The organism is Klebsiella sp. 10, assembly GCF_018223925.1.
In the GTDB taxonomy this organism is placed as follows: Bacteria; Pseudomonadota; Gammaproteobacteria; order Enterobacterales; family Enterobacteriaceae; genus Klebsiella; species Klebsiella pneumoniae.
In genome coordinates, this window is sequence record NZ_JAGRRB010000005.1 from 19,321 (window position 1) to 33,488 (window position 14,168).

At 52.2% G+C, this 14,168-nt stretch carries 23 protein-coding genes; 1 reads left to right on the forward strand and 22 read right to left on the reverse strand.

Annotation, left to right across the window (positions count from 1 at the left end):
• Positions 1 to 22 precede the first annotated feature (22 nt).
• The 11 genes from rpsQ to rpsJ are packed head-to-tail and all read right to left on the reverse strand — an operon-like array spanning position 23 to position 4,976.
• Positions 23 to 277 (reverse strand): 30S ribosomal protein S17, encoded by a 255-nt coding sequence (gene rpsQ, locus KHQ26_RS05995; protein ID WP_002919751.1) that lies wholly within the window; start codon positions 275 to 277, stop codon positions 23 to 25.
• A complete protein-coding gene (rpmC, locus tag KHQ26_RS06000) occupies positions 277 to 468 on the reverse strand; it encodes a 50S ribosomal protein L29 (protein ID WP_002919754.1) in 192 nt (63 codons plus the stop codon). The genes rpsQ and rpmC overlap by 1 nt, the downstream gene beginning before the upstream one ends.
• On the reverse strand, positions 468 to 878 hold the full coding sequence (rplP, locus tag KHQ26_RS06005; protein ID WP_002919759.1) for a 50S ribosomal protein L16: 411 nt from the start codon (positions 876 to 878) through the stop codon (positions 468 to 470). Before rplP ends, rpmC begins: the two co-directional genes overlap by 1 nt.
• A gap of 12 nt (positions 879 to 890) precedes the next feature.
• The gene (gene rpsC, locus KHQ26_RS06010) at positions 891 to 1,589 is read right to left on the reverse strand and encodes a 30S ribosomal protein S3 (protein ID WP_002919766.1); all 699 of its coding nucleotides are present in this window, start codon (positions 1,587 to 1,589) and stop codon (positions 891 to 893) included.
• Positions 1,590 to 1,606: 17 nt separating this feature from the next.
• On the reverse strand, positions 1,607 to 1,939 hold the full coding sequence (rplV, locus tag KHQ26_RS06015) for a 50S ribosomal protein L22 (protein ID WP_002919773.1): 333 nt from the start codon (positions 1,937 to 1,939) through the stop codon (positions 1,607 to 1,609).
• A gap of 14 nt (positions 1,940 to 1,953) precedes the next feature.
• On the reverse strand, positions 1,954 to 2,232 hold the full coding sequence (rpsS, locus tag KHQ26_RS06020) for a 30S ribosomal protein S19 (RefSeq protein WP_001138115.1): 279 nt from the start codon (positions 2,230 to 2,232) through the stop codon (positions 1,954 to 1,956).
• Positions 2,233 to 2,248: 16 nt separating this feature from the next.
• The gene (gene rplB, locus KHQ26_RS06025; RefSeq protein WP_002919786.1) at positions 2,249 to 3,070 is read right to left on the reverse strand and encodes a 50S ribosomal protein L2; all 822 of its coding nucleotides are present in this window, start codon (positions 3,068 to 3,070) and stop codon (positions 2,249 to 2,251) included.
• Positions 3,071 to 3,087: 17 nt separating this feature from the next.
• The gene (gene rplW / locus KHQ26_RS06030; RefSeq protein ID WP_000617546.1) at positions 3,088 to 3,390 is read right to left on the reverse strand and encodes a 50S ribosomal protein L23; all 303 of its coding nucleotides are present in this window, start codon (positions 3,388 to 3,390) and stop codon (positions 3,088 to 3,090) included.
• Positions 3,387 to 3,992, reverse strand: coding sequence for a 50S ribosomal protein L4 (gene rplD / locus KHQ26_RS06035; RefSeq protein ID WP_002919794.1), 606 nt, complete (start codon positions 3,990 to 3,992; stop codon positions 3,387 to 3,389). Before rplD ends, rplW begins: the two co-directional genes overlap by 4 nt.
• 10 nt (positions 3,993 to 4,002) lie before the next feature.
• Positions 4,003 to 4,632 carry a 50S ribosomal protein L3 gene (rplC, locus tag KHQ26_RS06040; protein WP_002919796.1) on the reverse strand — a complete coding sequence of 210 codons (630 nt, stop codon included), beginning with the start codon at positions 4,630 to 4,632 and terminating at the stop codon, positions 4,003 to 4,005.
• Positions 4,633 to 4,664: 32 nt separating this feature from the next.
• Positions 4,665 to 4,976, reverse strand: a complete 312-nt coding sequence (gene rpsJ, locus KHQ26_RS06045) for a 30S ribosomal protein S10 (RefSeq protein ID WP_001181005.1) — start codon at positions 4,974 to 4,976, stop codon at positions 4,665 to 4,667.
• 383 nt (positions 4,977 to 5,359) lie between these two features.
• Between rpsJ and KHQ26_RS06050 the strand changes: the two genes are divergently transcribed.
• Positions 5,360 to 5,845 (forward strand): prepilin peptidase, encoded by a 486-nt coding sequence (locus tag KHQ26_RS06050; protein ID WP_004212528.1) that lies wholly within the window; start codon positions 5,360 to 5,362, stop codon positions 5,843 to 5,845.
• On the opposite strand, the gene bfr is transcribed toward KHQ26_RS06050, so the two are convergent.
• From bfr to fkpA, 11 genes are all read right to left on the reverse strand, one after another.
• Complete coding sequence (gene bfr / locus KHQ26_RS06055) at positions 5,829 to 6,305, reverse strand: bacterioferritin (protein WP_002919971.1); 477 nt, start codon at positions 6,303 to 6,305, stop codon at positions 5,829 to 5,831. The two genes, KHQ26_RS06050 and bfr, sit on opposite strands and share 17 nt — an antisense overlap.
• 73 nt (positions 6,306 to 6,378) lie before the next feature.
• Entirely contained in the window at positions 6,379 to 6,573 is a 195-nt protein-coding gene (gene bfd, locus KHQ26_RS06060) for a bacterioferritin-associated ferredoxin (RefSeq protein ID WP_004152415.1), read from the reverse strand.
• A 180-nt stretch (positions 6,574 to 6,753) separates the two neighbouring features.
• Entirely contained in the window at positions 6,754 to 7,938 is a 1,185-nt protein-coding gene (gene tuf, locus KHQ26_RS06065) for an elongation factor Tu (protein WP_004174069.1), read from the reverse strand.
• Between the two features lie 69 nt (positions 7,939 to 8,007).
• Positions 8,008 to 10,122 carry an elongation factor G gene (gene fusA / locus KHQ26_RS06070; RefSeq protein WP_002920103.1) on the reverse strand — a complete coding sequence of 705 codons (2,115 nt, stop codon included), beginning with the start codon at positions 10,120 to 10,122 and terminating at the stop codon, positions 8,008 to 8,010.
• 96 nt (positions 10,123 to 10,218) lie between these two features.
• Positions 10,219 to 10,689: a 30S ribosomal protein S7 gene (gene rpsG, locus KHQ26_RS06075; protein ID WP_002920113.1), complete on the reverse strand. Its 471-nt coding sequence runs from the start codon at positions 10,687 to 10,689 to the stop codon at positions 10,219 to 10,221.
• 96 nt (positions 10,690 to 10,785) lie between these two features.
• Positions 10,786 to 11,160 carry a 30S ribosomal protein S12 gene (rpsL, locus tag KHQ26_RS06080; RefSeq protein ID WP_002920115.1) on the reverse strand — a complete coding sequence of 125 codons (375 nt, stop codon included), beginning with the start codon at positions 11,158 to 11,160 and terminating at the stop codon, positions 10,786 to 10,788.
• Between the two features lie 124 nt (positions 11,161 to 11,284).
• Complete coding sequence (gene tusB, locus KHQ26_RS06085; protein ID WP_002920119.1) at positions 11,285 to 11,572, reverse strand: sulfurtransferase complex subunit TusB; 288 nt, start codon at positions 11,570 to 11,572, stop codon at positions 11,285 to 11,287.
• A gap of 7 nt (positions 11,573 to 11,579) precedes the next feature.
• Positions 11,580 to 11,939, reverse strand: a complete 360-nt coding sequence (gene tusC, locus KHQ26_RS06090; RefSeq protein ID WP_004185917.1) for a sulfurtransferase complex subunit TusC — start codon at positions 11,937 to 11,939, stop codon at positions 11,580 to 11,582.
• Positions 11,939 to 12,325, reverse strand: a complete 387-nt coding sequence (gene tusD / locus KHQ26_RS06095; RefSeq protein ID WP_002920128.1) for a sulfurtransferase complex subunit TusD — start codon at positions 12,323 to 12,325, stop codon at positions 11,939 to 11,941. The genes tusC and tusD overlap by 1 nt, the downstream gene beginning before the upstream one ends.
• Entirely contained in the window at positions 12,325 to 13,047 is a 723-nt protein-coding gene (locus tag KHQ26_RS06100; protein WP_002920130.1) for a helix-turn-helix transcriptional regulator, read from the reverse strand. Before KHQ26_RS06100 ends, tusD begins: the two co-directional genes overlap by 1 nt.
• 168 nt (positions 13,048 to 13,215) lie before the next feature.
• Positions 13,216 to 14,046: an FKBP-type peptidyl-prolyl cis-trans isomerase gene (fkpA, locus tag KHQ26_RS06105; protein WP_004174060.1), complete on the reverse strand. Its 831-nt coding sequence runs from the start codon at positions 14,044 to 14,046 to the stop codon at positions 13,216 to 13,218.
• Positions 14,047 to 14,168: the final 122 nt, after the last annotated feature.

Consider the following 14,168-nt stretch of genomic DNA (forward strand, 5'->3'; position numbering starts at 1 on the left):
CGTATCGAGAATGCGTACTCTATTACAGAACCGCTTTCTCTACAACGCGAACCAGCGTCCAGGACTTAGTCTTGGACAGCGGACGGCATTCGCGGATTTCAACCTTGTCGCCGATACCGCATTCGTTGTTCTCGTCATGTACGTGCAGTTTGGTCGTACGTTTGATGAATTTACCGTAAACCGGGTGTTTCACCATACGTTCGATAGCAACAACAATGGATTTCTCCATTTTGTCGCTAACTACGCGACCTTGCAGAGTACGGATTTTATCGGTCATTACGCACCCGCCTTCTGAGTCAGTAAAGTCTTAACGCGTGCAACATCACGACGCACTTGCTTCAGCAGATGAGTCTGTTGCAGCTGGCCACTTGCAGCCTGCATGCGCAGGTTGAACTGCTCACGCAGCAGGTTCAGCAGCTCAGCGTTCAGCTCTTCAACGCTTTTTTCACGCAGCTCTTTTGCTTTCATTACATCACCGTCTTAGTTACAAAGGTGGTTTTGATCGGCAGTTTCGCTGCTGCCAGGCCGAATGCTTCACGGGCCAGCTCTTCCGGTACACCGTCCATTTCATACAGGACTTTACCCGGCTGAATCAAGGCAACCCAGTACTCCACGTTACCTTTACCTTTACCCATACGAACTTCCAGCGGCTTCTCGGTGATCGGTTTGTCCGGGAATACACGGATCCAGATCTTACCTTGACGCTTAACTGCACGGGTCATAGCACGACGTGCTGCTTCGATCTGACGTGCAGTCAGACGACCACGGCCAACAGCTTTCAGACCGAAAGTGCCGAAGCTAACATCCGTACCCTGCGCCAGACCACGGTTGCGGCCTTTGTGCACTTTACGGAATTTTGTACGCTTTGGTTGTAACATCAGCGACGCTCCTTATTTACGGCCTTTACGCTGCTGCTTTTTAGGTTGAGCAGCCGGTTCCGGTTGTTCAACAGCAGCCATACCACCCAGGATCTCACCTTTGAAGATCCATACCTTAACGCCGATTACACCGTAAGTGGTGTGCGCTTCAGAGGTGTTGTAGTCGATGTCAGCACGCAGAGTGTGCAGCGGTACGCGACCTTCACGGTACCATTCGGTACGTGCGATTTCCGCGCCGCCCAGACGGCCGCTAACTTCAACTTTGATACCTTTAGCGCCCAGACGCATTGCGTTCTGTACAGCACGCTTCATCGCACGACGGAACATAACGCGACGTTCCAGCTGAGAAGTGATGCTGTCAGCAACCAGTTTTGCGTCCAGTTCAGGTTTACGAACTTCGGCGATATTGATCTGTGCAGGTACGCCAGCGATATCCGCTACGACCTTGCGCAGTTTTTCTACGTCTTCGCCTTTCTTACCGATAACGATACCCGGGCGAGCGGTGTGAATGGTCACACGGATGCTCTTAGCCGGACGCTCGATAACGATGCGAGATACAGACGCTTTAGCCAGTTCTTTAGTCAGGAACTGACGTACTTTAAAATCGCTGTCCAGGTTGTCAGCGAATTCTTTGGTGTTCGCGAACCAGGTAGAGTTCCATGGTTTGACAATACCCAGGCGAATACCATTAGGATGTACTTTCTGACCCATTGCTAGTCTCCAGAGTCTCAGCGATCGGACACAACCACAGTGATGTGGCTGGTGCGCTTCAGGATGCGATCTGCACGACCTTTAGCACGCGGCATAATGCGCTTCATGCTCGGGCCTTCGTCTACGAAAATTTTCGCAACTTTCAGATCATCAATGTCAGCGCCATCGTTGTGTTCAGCGTTAGCAATGGCAGATTCCAGTACCTTCTTGACCAGTACAGCAGCTTTTTTGTTGGTGTAGGTCAGAATATCCAGGGCCTGCGACACTTTCTTACCGCGAATCAGGTCAGCTACAAGGCGAACCTTCTGAGCAGAAGAACGAGCATGGCGATGTTGAGCTAAAGTTTCCATCTCTTCCTCCTACCTTATTTCTTCTTCGCTTTTTTATCAGCAGCGTGGCCGCGATAAGTACGAGTCGGTGCGAATTCACCCAGTTTGTGACCGACCATTTCGTCGGAAACAAATACTGGAACGTGCTGACGACCATTATGGACAGCGATGGTCAAACCGATCATGTTAGGAAAGATCGTTGAACGACGGGACCAAGTGCGCAGGGGCTTCTTGTCTCCGCTTTCCACCGCTTTCTCTACCTTCTTCAGCAAGTGCAGGTCAATAAAAGGACCTTTCTTGAGAGAACGTGGCATGGCTTATCCTCTAAAATTATTTGCTACGGCGACGTACGATGAATTTATCAGTACGCTTGTTGCTGCGGGTCTTCTTACCTTTGGTCTGCAGGCCCCACGGGGATACCGGGTGCTTACCAAAGTTACGACCTTCACCACCACCATGTGGGTGGTCTACTGGGTTCATCGCAGTACCGCGAACGGTAGGACGAACACCACGCCAGCGTGCAGCACCTGCTTTACCCAGAACGCGCAGCATATGCTCAGCATTGCCAACTTCGCCCAGAGTCGCGCGGCAGTCTGCTTCGACTTTACGCATTTCACCAGAACGCAGACGCAGGGTGACATAAGCACCGTCACGAGCAACGATCTGAACGTAAGTACCAGCGGAACGAGCCAGCTGACCGCCTTTACCTGGTTTCATTTCTACGTTATGAACGGTAGAACCAACCGGGATATTGCGCATCGGCAGGGTGTTGCCTGCTTTGATTGCAGCATCAACGCCAGACTGAATCTGGTCGCCAGCTTTCAGGCCTTTCGGGGCCAGGATGTAACGGCGCTCGCCGTCTTTGTACAGAACCAGCGCGATGTTCGCGGAGCGGTTCGGATCGTACTCAAGACGTTCAACAACTGCCGGGATACCATCTTTGTTGCGTTTGAAGTCAACAATACGGTAAGCCTGCTTGTGGCCACCACCGATATGACGGGTGGTGATACGGCCATTGTTGTTACGACCACCGGATTTGCTGTTTTTTTCCAGCAACGGAGCAAAAGGTTTGCCCTTGTGCAGCTCTGGGTTAACCACTTTAACGACGTGGCGACGACCCGGAGATGTCGGTTTACATTTAACAACTGCCATTGTATTACTCCTCCGACTTACTCAGCGCCGCCAACGAAGTCCAGATTCTGGCCTTCTTTCAGGGTGACGTAAGCTTTTTTCCAGTCGCTACGACGACCGATACGCTGTCCGTGACGTTTAACTTTCCCTTTAACAACCAGGGTGTTAACGACTTCGACTTCGACTTCAAACAGTTTCTGCACAGCAGCTTTGATTTCTGCTTTGGTCGCGTCTTTAGCAACTTTGAGAACGATGGTGTTTGTTTTTTCCATCGCAGTAGACGCTTTTTCAGAAACGTGCGGTGCGCGCAGCACCTTCAGCAGACGTTCTTCACGAATCATGCCAGCATCTCCTCAACTTGCTTAACAGCATCAGCAGTCATTACGACTTTGTCGAAGGCGATCAGGCTAACCGGGTCGATACCGTTCGCATCACGTACGTCAACCTTATGCAGGTTACGTGCGGCCAGGAACAGGTTCTCGTCCAGCTCACCGGTGATGATCAGCACATCTTCCAGAGCCATGTCTTTCAGTTTCTGTGCCAGCAGCTTAGTTTTCGGCGCTTCAACAGAGAACTTCTCGACAACGATCAGACGATCCTGACGTACCAGTTCGGACAGAATGCTTTTCAGCGCGCCGCGGTACATCTTCTTGTTAACTTTTTGACTGTGGTCCTGCGGACGAGCAGCGAAGGTCACGCCACCGGAACGCCAGATCGGGCTCTTGATAGAACCAGAACGCGCACGGCCGGTACCTTTCTGGCGCCACGGTTTTTTACCGGAGCCAGTGATTTCAGCACGAGTCTTCTGAGCACGAGTGCCCTGACGCGCACCGGCTGCATAAGCAACAACAACCTGGTGAACCAGCGCTTCGTTGAAATCACGACCGAAGGTAGTTTCGGAAACAGTCAGCGCGCTCTGCGCGTCTTTCAATACTAATTCCATTGCTATCTCCTCACGCCTTCACAGCTGGTTTAACGATCAGGTCGCTACCGGTCGCACCCGGGACAGCACCTTTAACCAGCAGCAGGTTGCGCTCAGCGTCAACACGTACTACGTCCAGGCTCTGAACGGTTACACGCTCATTACCCAGCTGACCTGCCATTTTCTTGCCTTTGAACACTTTGCCCGGAGTCTGGTTCTGACCGATAGAACCCGGAACGCGGTGGGACAAGGAGTTACCGTGAGTAGCGTCCTGGGTACGGAAGTTCCAGCGCTTAACGGTACCAGCAAAACCTTTACCTTTAGAGGTACCGGTTACGTCAACTTTTTTAACGTCAGCAAACAGTTCAACGCTAATGTTCTGACCTACGGTGAATTCTTCGCCGTCAGCCAGACGGAATTCCCACAGACCACGGCCAGCTTCAACGCCAGCTTTAGCGAAGTGACCCGCTTCCGGCTTGGTTACACGGTTAGCTTTTTTAGCACCGGTGGTAACCTGGATTGCGCGGTAGCCATCGTTAGCCAGGTCTTTAACCTGAGTAACACGGTTTGCTTCAACTTCGATTACGGTTACTGGGATAGAAACGCCATCTTCAGTGAAGATGCGGGTCATGCCCACTTTTTTACCGACTAAACCAATCATTGTTTCAACCTCTCAATCGCTCGATGACCTGATTAACCCAGGCTGATCTGCACGTCTACACCGGCAGCCAGATCCAGACGCATCAGAGCATCAACGGTTTTTTCAGTTGGCTCAACGATGTCAACCAGACGCTTGTGAGTGCGAATTTCGTACTGGTCACGCGCGTCTTTGTTGACGTGCGGGGAGATCAGAACGGTAAAGCGCTCTTTGCGGGTCGGCAGCGGGATCGGACCACGGACTTGCGCACCAGTGCGCTTAGCAGTCTCGACGATTTCCGCGGTTGATTGATCGATCAGACGATGATCAAACGCTTTCAGGCGGATACGGATTCTTTGGTTCTGCATGAGACCAGAGCTCCAATTATTTTATAGACGAAATGATTACTCCTCATACCCATTACGATTGATGGGAGAGTGTAACCGTTCTTACATAGTCCCCCGATTGGGGACATTGTTTGATAACCCAAATGCGATTACCAGGGTTCATATTGAACCGGCCGTCAACTTTGACAGGCCCGCGCATTATACGCAAATTCTGGCGCGACGCAAGTGCTGTTTAGAAAATCATCACCAGGATTTGCGCGCCTTCGCATTAGCGCACTGTACGGGGCTGCAATGCGGAGTAAGAGTGCGGATTGTGGGCTCCATTCCCGGAAAATGCCTTTTGTGCTGAACGGGAGAGGATGAGCATAGTGACGCAATGTTCATCGATCATTGCGGGGTCAACTATGCTCGCCGCCCTCCCCTTCTTGCTGTGCTATAGCGGTTTGACCGTGGCATTATGCCACCAGGATCTGCGCCACGGTCTGTTGCCCGACCGTTACACCTGTCCCCTGCTGTGGAGTGGTTTACTTTTTTATCTCTGTCTGGCGCCGCACCAGCTGCATGATGCCGTCTGGGGGGCGATAGCGGGCTATCTCTCTTTGGCTGCGATTTACTGGCTATACCGCGGTATCCGCGGCTATGAAGGGTTGGGTTATGGAGATATAAAATATCTTGCCGCCCTCGGCGCCTGGCATGGCTGGCGATTGCTGCCGCAGTTAGTCCTGGTTGCCTCGCTACTCGCCGGCATAGCGTGGGCAGGAGCAGGTTTATACGCCAGTTGCGGCAGGAAGAGCAAATGGGGAAGAAGCAACCCGCTGCCGTTTGGGCCATTCCTGGCGGCCGCGGGTTTTTGGTGCGGGTGGCAGACGCTGGCTAGTCTGACACTTTGATCTGCGACTGCAGGTAATTTTGCAGACCGATTTTGCCAATCAAATCGAGTTCGGTTTCCAGCCAGTCGATATGGCCTTCTTCATCCGCCAGGATCTCAATCATCATATCGCGGCTGACGTAGTCATGGACGCTGTCGGCATAGGCAATAGCCTCACGCAAATTTTGCGCCCCTTCCAGCTCCAGCCTCAAATCGGACCGCAGCATCTCTTCCACATCTTCACCGATGCCAAGTTTGCCGAGATCCTGCAGATTAGGGATACCTTCGAGAAAAAGAATACGCTCGATATACTTATCGGCGTGCTTCATTTCGTCGATGGATTCGTGGTACTCAATATCGTTGAGGCGCATCAGGCCCCAATTTTTAAACATTCTCGCATGAAGAAAGTACTGATTAATTGCGACTAGCTCATTTCCCAATAATTTATTGAGATAACTTATGATTTTGACATCACCTTTCATTATATAGTCCCTCCGCTTCCACTCATTGAAGCGTAGTCCGGCCTATAGGGATGTCAAAAGAGAAGCGTGGACTTCAGGCGATTTCTTTGAATTCCGGCATGGTGGTTAATTCATCTTCCATCACTTCACGCGCGGCACGAACACACTTACCGCATTGATTTCCCACGGGAACAAACTTACGTAATTGCTGAAAAGATTGCGGTTGAAACTGGCGCACAACCTGACGAATTTTTTTATCGCTGACGCCATTGCACAAACAAACGTACATAGAAACTCCCGTTCAATTTATGCACAAATATTAAATGAGAATGGTTATGATTACAATAGACCATTTGCTCATTATCCGCCGCAACGCACGATATGAATAGCCAGCAAAAATCCGTTTTTCGCTGAATGACAGACAGCAAAAAGGGCGCCGAAGCGCCCTTTTTAATTCAAAGCTAACGAATTAGCCCAGAACTTTAGCTACAACGCCCGCGCCAACGGTACGGCCGCCTTCACGGATTGCGAAACGCAGACCGTCGTCCATCGCGATCGGGTGGATCAGGGTAACAACCATTTTGATGTTGTCGCCCGGCATTACCATCTCTACGCCTTCCGGCAGTTCGATGGTGCCAGTCACGTCAGTAGTACGGAAGTAGAACTGCGGACGGTAGCCTTTGAAGAACGGAGTGTGACGGCCGCCTTCGTCTTTGGACAGGATGTACACTTCAGATTCGAACTTGGTGTGCGGGTTGATGGTGCCCGGCTTAGCCAGTACCTGACCACGTTCGATTTCTTCACGTTTGATACCACGCAGCAGAACACCTACGTTCTCACCAGCACGGCCTTCGTCCAGCAGTTTGCGGAACATTTCAACGCCAGTACAGGTGGTTTTCGCGGTTTCTTTGATACCAACGATTTCAACTTCTTCACCTACTTTGATGATACCGCGCTCTACACGACCGGTAACAACGGTACCACGACCAGAGATGGAGAATACGTCTTCGATCGGCAGCAGGAACGGCTTGTCAATCGCACGCTCTGGTTCCGGGATATAGGTATCCAGGTGGCCAGCCAGTTCGATGATTTTCGCTTCCCACTCTGCGTCGCCTTCCAGCGCTTTCAGAGCAGAACCACGAACGATCGGAGTGTCGTCGCCCGGGAAATCGTACTGAGACAGCAGTTCACGAACTTCCATCTCAACCAGTTCCAGCAGCTCTTCGTCATCAACCATGTCGCATTTGTTCAGGAACACGATGATGTACGGAACGCCTACCTGACGACCCAGCAGGATGTGCTCACGAGTCTGCGGCATCGGGCCGTCAGTCGCAGCAACAACCAGGATCGCGCCGTCCATCTGCGCAGCACCGGTGATCATGTTTTTAACATAGTCGGCGTGGCCCGGGCAGTCTACGTGCGCGTAGTGGCGAGTCGGGGTGTCATATTCAACGTGAGAGGTGTTGATGGTGATACCACGAGCTTTTTCTTCCGGCGCGTTATCGATCTGGTCGAATGCGCGAGCGGAACCACCGTAGGTTTTAGCCAGAACGGTAGTGATGGCAGCAGTCAGGGTAGTTTTACCATGGTCAACGTGGCCGATAGTACCAACGTTGACGTGCGGTTTTGTACGTTCAAATTTTTCTTTAGACACGGCTATATTCCTTACTATAGTGCTCTCCCCTTCGGAGAGAGCACGGGACTTAGGTTTTAATCCTGTGGATTATTTACCACGGGCTTCAATAACGGCCTGAGCAACGTTGTTCGGCGCATCATCATACTTCAGGAATTCCATGGTGTATGATGCACGACCTTTGGTCAGAGAACGCAGCTGAGTTGCATAACCGAACATTTCGGACAGCGGTACTTCAGCGTGGATCTTAACGCCGGTTACTTCGGATTCCTGACCGCGCAGCATACCGCGACGACGGCTCAAGTCACCGATAACGTCACCAGTGTTCTCTTCCGGAGTTTCTACTTCAACCTTCATGATCGGCTCAAGCAGAACTGGTTTTGCTTTCTTAAAGCCTTCTTTAAAGGCAATAGACGCAGCCAGTTTAAACGCCAGCTCAGAGGAGTCAACGTCGTGGTAAGAACCGAAGTGCAGACGGATACCCATATCAACTACCGGGTAACCTGCCAGCGGACCAGCTTTCAGCTGTTCCTGGATGCCTTTATCAACGGCCGGGATGTATTCGCCAGGAATTACACCACCTTTGATGTCGTTGATGAACTCGTAACCTTTCGGGTTAGAGCCCGGCTCCAGCGGGTACATGTCGATCACAACGTGACCGTACTGACCACGACCACCAGACTGCTTGGCGTGTTTACCTTCGATATCGGTAACTTTCGCGCGAATCGCTTCACGGTAAGCAACCTGAGGTTTACCGACGTTCGCTTCAACGTTGAATTCACGCTTCATACGGTCAACGATGATGTCGAGGTGCAGCTCACCCATACCGGCGATAATGGTCTGGTTAGACTCTTCGTCAGTCCATACGCGGAAAGACGGGTCTTCTTTAGCCAGACGACCCAGAGCCAGACCCATTTTTTCCTGGTCAGCTTTGGTTTTCGGCTCAACGGCGATGGAGATTACCGGCTCAGGGAATTCCATACGCTCCAGAATGATCGGCGCATCCGGGTCACACAGGGTGTCACCAGTGGTTACGTCTTTCAGACCGATAGCAGCAGCGATGTCGCCCGCGCGAACTTCTTTGATCTCTTCACGTTTGTTAGCGTGCATCTGAACGATACGACCGAAACGCTCACGTGCAGCTTTCACGGAGTTCAGTACGGTATCACCAGAGTTAACCACACCGGAGTACACGCGGAAGAAGGTCAGGTTACCCACGAACGGGTCGGTAGCGATTTTGAACGCCAGTGCAGAGAACGGCTCGTCGTCGCTTGCGTGACGCTCAGCCGGGGTATCTTTACCGTCGTCCAGGATACCGTTGATCGCAGGTACGTCAACCGGGGATGGCAGGTAATCAATTACCGCATCCAGCATCGCCTGAACGCCTTTGTTCTTGAACGCAGAACCACAGGTTACCAGGATGATTTCGTTGTTCAGAACGCGCTGACGCAGAGCTTTTTTGATCTCTTCTTCAGTCAGTTCTTCACCACCCAGGTATTTTTCCATCAGCTCTTCAGAAGCTTCAGCTGCGGATTCGATCAGGTTCTGGTGCCATTCATCAGCCAGGTCCTGCATGTCAGCCGGGATATCTTCGTATTCGAAGGTTACGCCCTGGTCTGCATCGTTCCAGTTGATGGCTTTCATTTTCACCAGGTCAACAACGCCGGTGAAACCTTCTTCAGCACCAATTGCCAGCTGCAGCGGAACCGGGTTCGCGCCCAGACGGGTTTTGATCTGACCAACAACTTTCAGGAAGTTAGCGCCCATGCGGTCCATTTTGTTAACGAACGCGATGCGCGGAACTTTATATTTGTTTGCCTGACGCCATACGGTTTCAGACTGCGGCTGAACACCACCAACTGCGCAGTAAACCATTACCGCACCATCAAGAACACGCATGGAACGTTCTACTTCGATAGTGAAGTCAACGTGCCCCGGGGTGTCGATGATGTTTACGCGGTGCGGTTCATACTGTTTGGCCATACCAGACCAGAATGCAGTAGTCGCAGCGGAAGTGATGGTGATACCACGTTCCTGCTCCTGCTCCATCCAGTCCATGGTAGCGGCGCCGTCATGAACTTCACCGATTTTGTGGTTTACACCGGTGTAGAACAGAATACGTTCGGTAGTAGTGGTTTTACCGGCGTCGATGTGCGCACTGATACCGATGTTACGGTAGCGTGCGATGGGTGTTGTACGAGCCATTTGATTCCTCGTTTATTTCTTTAGGCGTTCAGTTAAGTTATCCAGAGCGGGCGACTCATCTGAAGCGCCCGCCTGGTGACTATGACTCCGAAGGGATTACCAACGGTAGTGAGCGAACGCCTTGTTGGCTTCGGCCATACGGTGAACGTCTTCACGTTTCTTAACTGCAGTACCTTTGTTGTCTGCAGCATCAGTGAGTTCGTTCGCCAGGCGCAGAGCCATGGATTTATCACCGCGTTTACGAGCAGCTTCAACGATCCAACGCATTGCCAGGGCATTACGACGGACCGGACGAACTTCAACTGGAACCTGATAAGTAGAACCACCTACGCGGCGGGACTTAACTTCGACAGTCGGGCGCACGTTTTCGAGCGCAACTTCGAAGGCTTCCAGTTCAGATTTACCAGAACGCTGAGCCAGGGTCTCCAGCGCGCTGTATACGATAGTTTCTGCAGTAGATTTTTTACCATCTACCATCAGGATATTGACAAATTTAGCCAGCAGTTCTGATCCGAACTTCGGATCCGGCAGAATTTTACGCTGACCAATGACGCGACGACGTGGCATGGAAATACTCCGTTGTTAATTCAGGATTGTCCAAAACTCTAAGAGTTTAGTATGACATTAAGATAAATCAGTTTGGCCTTACTTAACGGAGAACCATTAAGCCTTAGGACGCTTCACGCCGTACTTGGAGCGAGCCTGCTTACGGTCTTTAACGCCGGAGCAGTCAAGCGCACCACGAACGGTGTGGTAACGAACACCCGGAAGGTCTTTAACACGACCGCCACGGATCAGGATCACGGAGTGCTCCTGCAGGTTGTGACCTTCACCACCGATGTAGGAGGTGACTTCGAAACCGTTAGTCAGACGCACACGGCAAACTTTACGCAGTGCGGAGTTCGGTTTCTTAGGAGTGGTGGTATATACGCGAGTACATACGCCACGTTTCTGCGGGCAGGCTTCCAGCGCTGGCACGTTGCTCTTTGCAACTTTGCGCGCGCGTGGTTTGCGTACCAGCTGGTTAATTGTTGCCATTAAATAGCTCCTGGTTTTAGCTTTTGCTTCGTAAACACGTAATAAATCGCCTCATATATTATGAGGACGCAGAATTTTAGGGCGGTGCCGAAAAGGTGTCAAGAAATATACAACGATCCCGCCATCACCAGGCCAACTGACCGGCATGTTTGACTGTGAGTCTGACGAAATCAGTATAGCTAACCCTGCCGACACTGTCCGCAATTTGACCAGCCAGCCCGCGGGCGTCAACGTCGTCTTGCAGCACGTATAAGGTTATGGGGGCGGATTGCAGGATCTCAAGGAAGCGACCATCGGCGATGGCCGCGGTGACGCCGTCAGACAGTAGTACCAGATCGTCGCCGTGCTCCATCAAACGAAGCATCGCTGCGATGTCGGCATGCCAGGGGGAAACACTGAGCGTATGGAGCATGGGGGCCTCAGAAACGCAAAATCACATCAAATTCATGCAGACGGGCGCGCAGGGCATCCGGCGCCAGGCATTCGACATCCACCACCCACGGGGTCGTGGGATCCAGGCCGCGCTCTCGCGCTGAGTCGGCGCACAGCCAGCACTGGTCGATATCATATAGCGACAGCAATTTAAAGGTAGCGATGTAGTCGCGGGCCAGCACAGCGCCAGGCCGCTGTTCGGGTAACAGCTGAAACACGCCGTCGCCCACAAAAAACACGCCAATATCGTCGGTGAGCGCGGAGGTTGCTAATAAGGCATCGAGGCCTTCCCTGCCAGCGGCGCTGCCGTGCGGCGCAGAGGAAAATACAAAAGCCACACGTTTCATCAGAACTGCACCATCCGATCGCAAGTAAGCGCCGCTTCCGCTAGCGCGCCGAGCCCGCTCAAGGTAAAACCCGGCTGCAAATTGTGGCCAGGCAGAGCGAGCTGTTGCGCTTCGCGTTCGTCCGTTACGCCACGACGCAGGGCGGCCGCCACGCAGATATGCAGCGCGACGCCGTGCTCATCGTGGAGGGATTGCCACCCGCGCACCAGATCGAACTCATCGCTGGCGGGCGCCGTCAACTGGTTAGCGTTAAGCACGCCTTCGCGATAGAAAAAAACGCACGCCAGCTCATGGCCTTCCTGCAGCACGGCCTGGGCAAATTGCCAGGCGCTGCTCGCCTGCTGCGTGCCATAGGCTGGGCCGGTCACCGTGAGGGCAAAACGCATTACTTATCCAGCCCCTGGAAATCGCCGCTTTTGAACTGGCGAATATAGAGGTAGACGGTGTGCTTGGAGATGTTCAGACGATCGGCTACCTGGTTAATAGCGTCTTTAATATCGAAGATCCCTTTCTCGTAGAGATTCAGCACGATTTGACGGTTTTTCGCATTGTTAGACACGCTGCGATCGGCATTCACCTCTTCAATGGTGAACTCCAGCGTCTGGGCGACCAGATCGTCTACCGAAGAAGCAAAGTTCACCGGCGAGTTCACTTCAGGCGTTTCTGGCGGAATAAAGGTGCTCATGATCTGGGAAAACGGCACATCCAGATTCATGTTGATACACAGCAGACCAATCACCCGGTGATCGCGGTTGCGAATGGCAATCGTCACCGACTTCATCAGTACGCCGCTTTTAGCACGGGTAAAGTAGCATTTGGAAACGCTGCTATCGGCGCCCGTCATATCGTGCAGCATGCGCAGCGCAAGATCGGTAATCGGTGAACCAATTTGGCGGCCGGTATGTTCACCATTGGCGATACGGATGGCAGAGCATTTCAGATCCTGCAAAGAATGCAGCACGATTTCACAGTGCGAACCGATGAGCATCGCCAACCCGTCCACTACCGCTTCATAAGATTTGAGAATATCGAAATCGGTCTGGTCAAAGGGACGTTGATCCAGCAGGTCAAGCTCGCTGGTTTCATTGGTTAAAAGCGACCTGGACATGAAAAAAAGCACTCCTTTTCAGGAGCCTGTCGTTATTGTCAGGGCAGGCTCATCATCATTATTAAGCTATCTAAAGTAATACAGCGCCTGAGGATCTTTCCAGTTTTAATTATATCTGCGCTCAATAAAAAAGCCGCCGCCTCTGACGAGACGGCGGCCTGAACCTGATTACTTCTTAGCGTCAGCTTTCGCGTCCGCGGCTTTCGCATCGCCTGCGGCTTCCGGCTGTGCATCTGCCTTCGGCGCCGGTTTGATATCCAGCAGTTCTACATCAAAGACCAGCGTAGAGTTGGCCGGGATGCCCGGGACGCCAGTTTTACCGTAGGCCAGGTCCGGCGGAATAACCAGCTTGATTTTGCCGCCTTTCTTGATGTTCTTCAGGCCTTCAGTCCAGCCCGGGATCACGCCGTCGAGACGGAAAGAGAGCGGCTCGCCGCGAGTATAAGAGTTATCAAACTCTTTACCGTCGATCAGGGTACCTTTGTAGTTTACCACCACGGTATCGCTGTCTTTCGGCGCATCGCCAGCGCCTTCTTTCTCGACTTTATACAGCAGGCCAGTTTTTGAGGTTTTCACGCCCTTCTCTTTGGCAAAGTTGTCACGGAACGCTTTGCCTTTGGCTTCGTTCTCAGTGGCGTCTTTTTCCATTTTCTGCTGAGCCGCGGTCTTCACGCGCGTTTCAAAGGCCTGCAGAGTCTGTTCGATCTCCTGGTCGGACAGTTTGCTCTTATCGGCAAACGCGTCCTGTACGCCGGCGATCAGCTGGGCTTTATCCAGCTTAATGCCCAGCTTCTCTTGTTCTTTCAGGGAGTTTTCCATGTAACGCCCCAGGGACGCGCCCAGCGCATAGGCCGATTTCTGATCGTCATTTTTAAATGCCGATTTACTCTCAGCCGCCGGGGCTGCCTTCGTTGCCGTATCTGCAGCGAAGGTCAGCGGTGCATTCAGGGCTACGGCCATTGTGGTCGCCAGCAGCGTTACTTTAAACAGTGATTTCATCCATTTCTCCAGGGCCGGGGCCTCTCGCCCCAGGGTTATCGTAAAAAGCAAAAAACGTACTATAGAACGTTGCCGTTAAAATCTACATACGGACGTTCCTGAATATCGCCTCTTTTAGGACT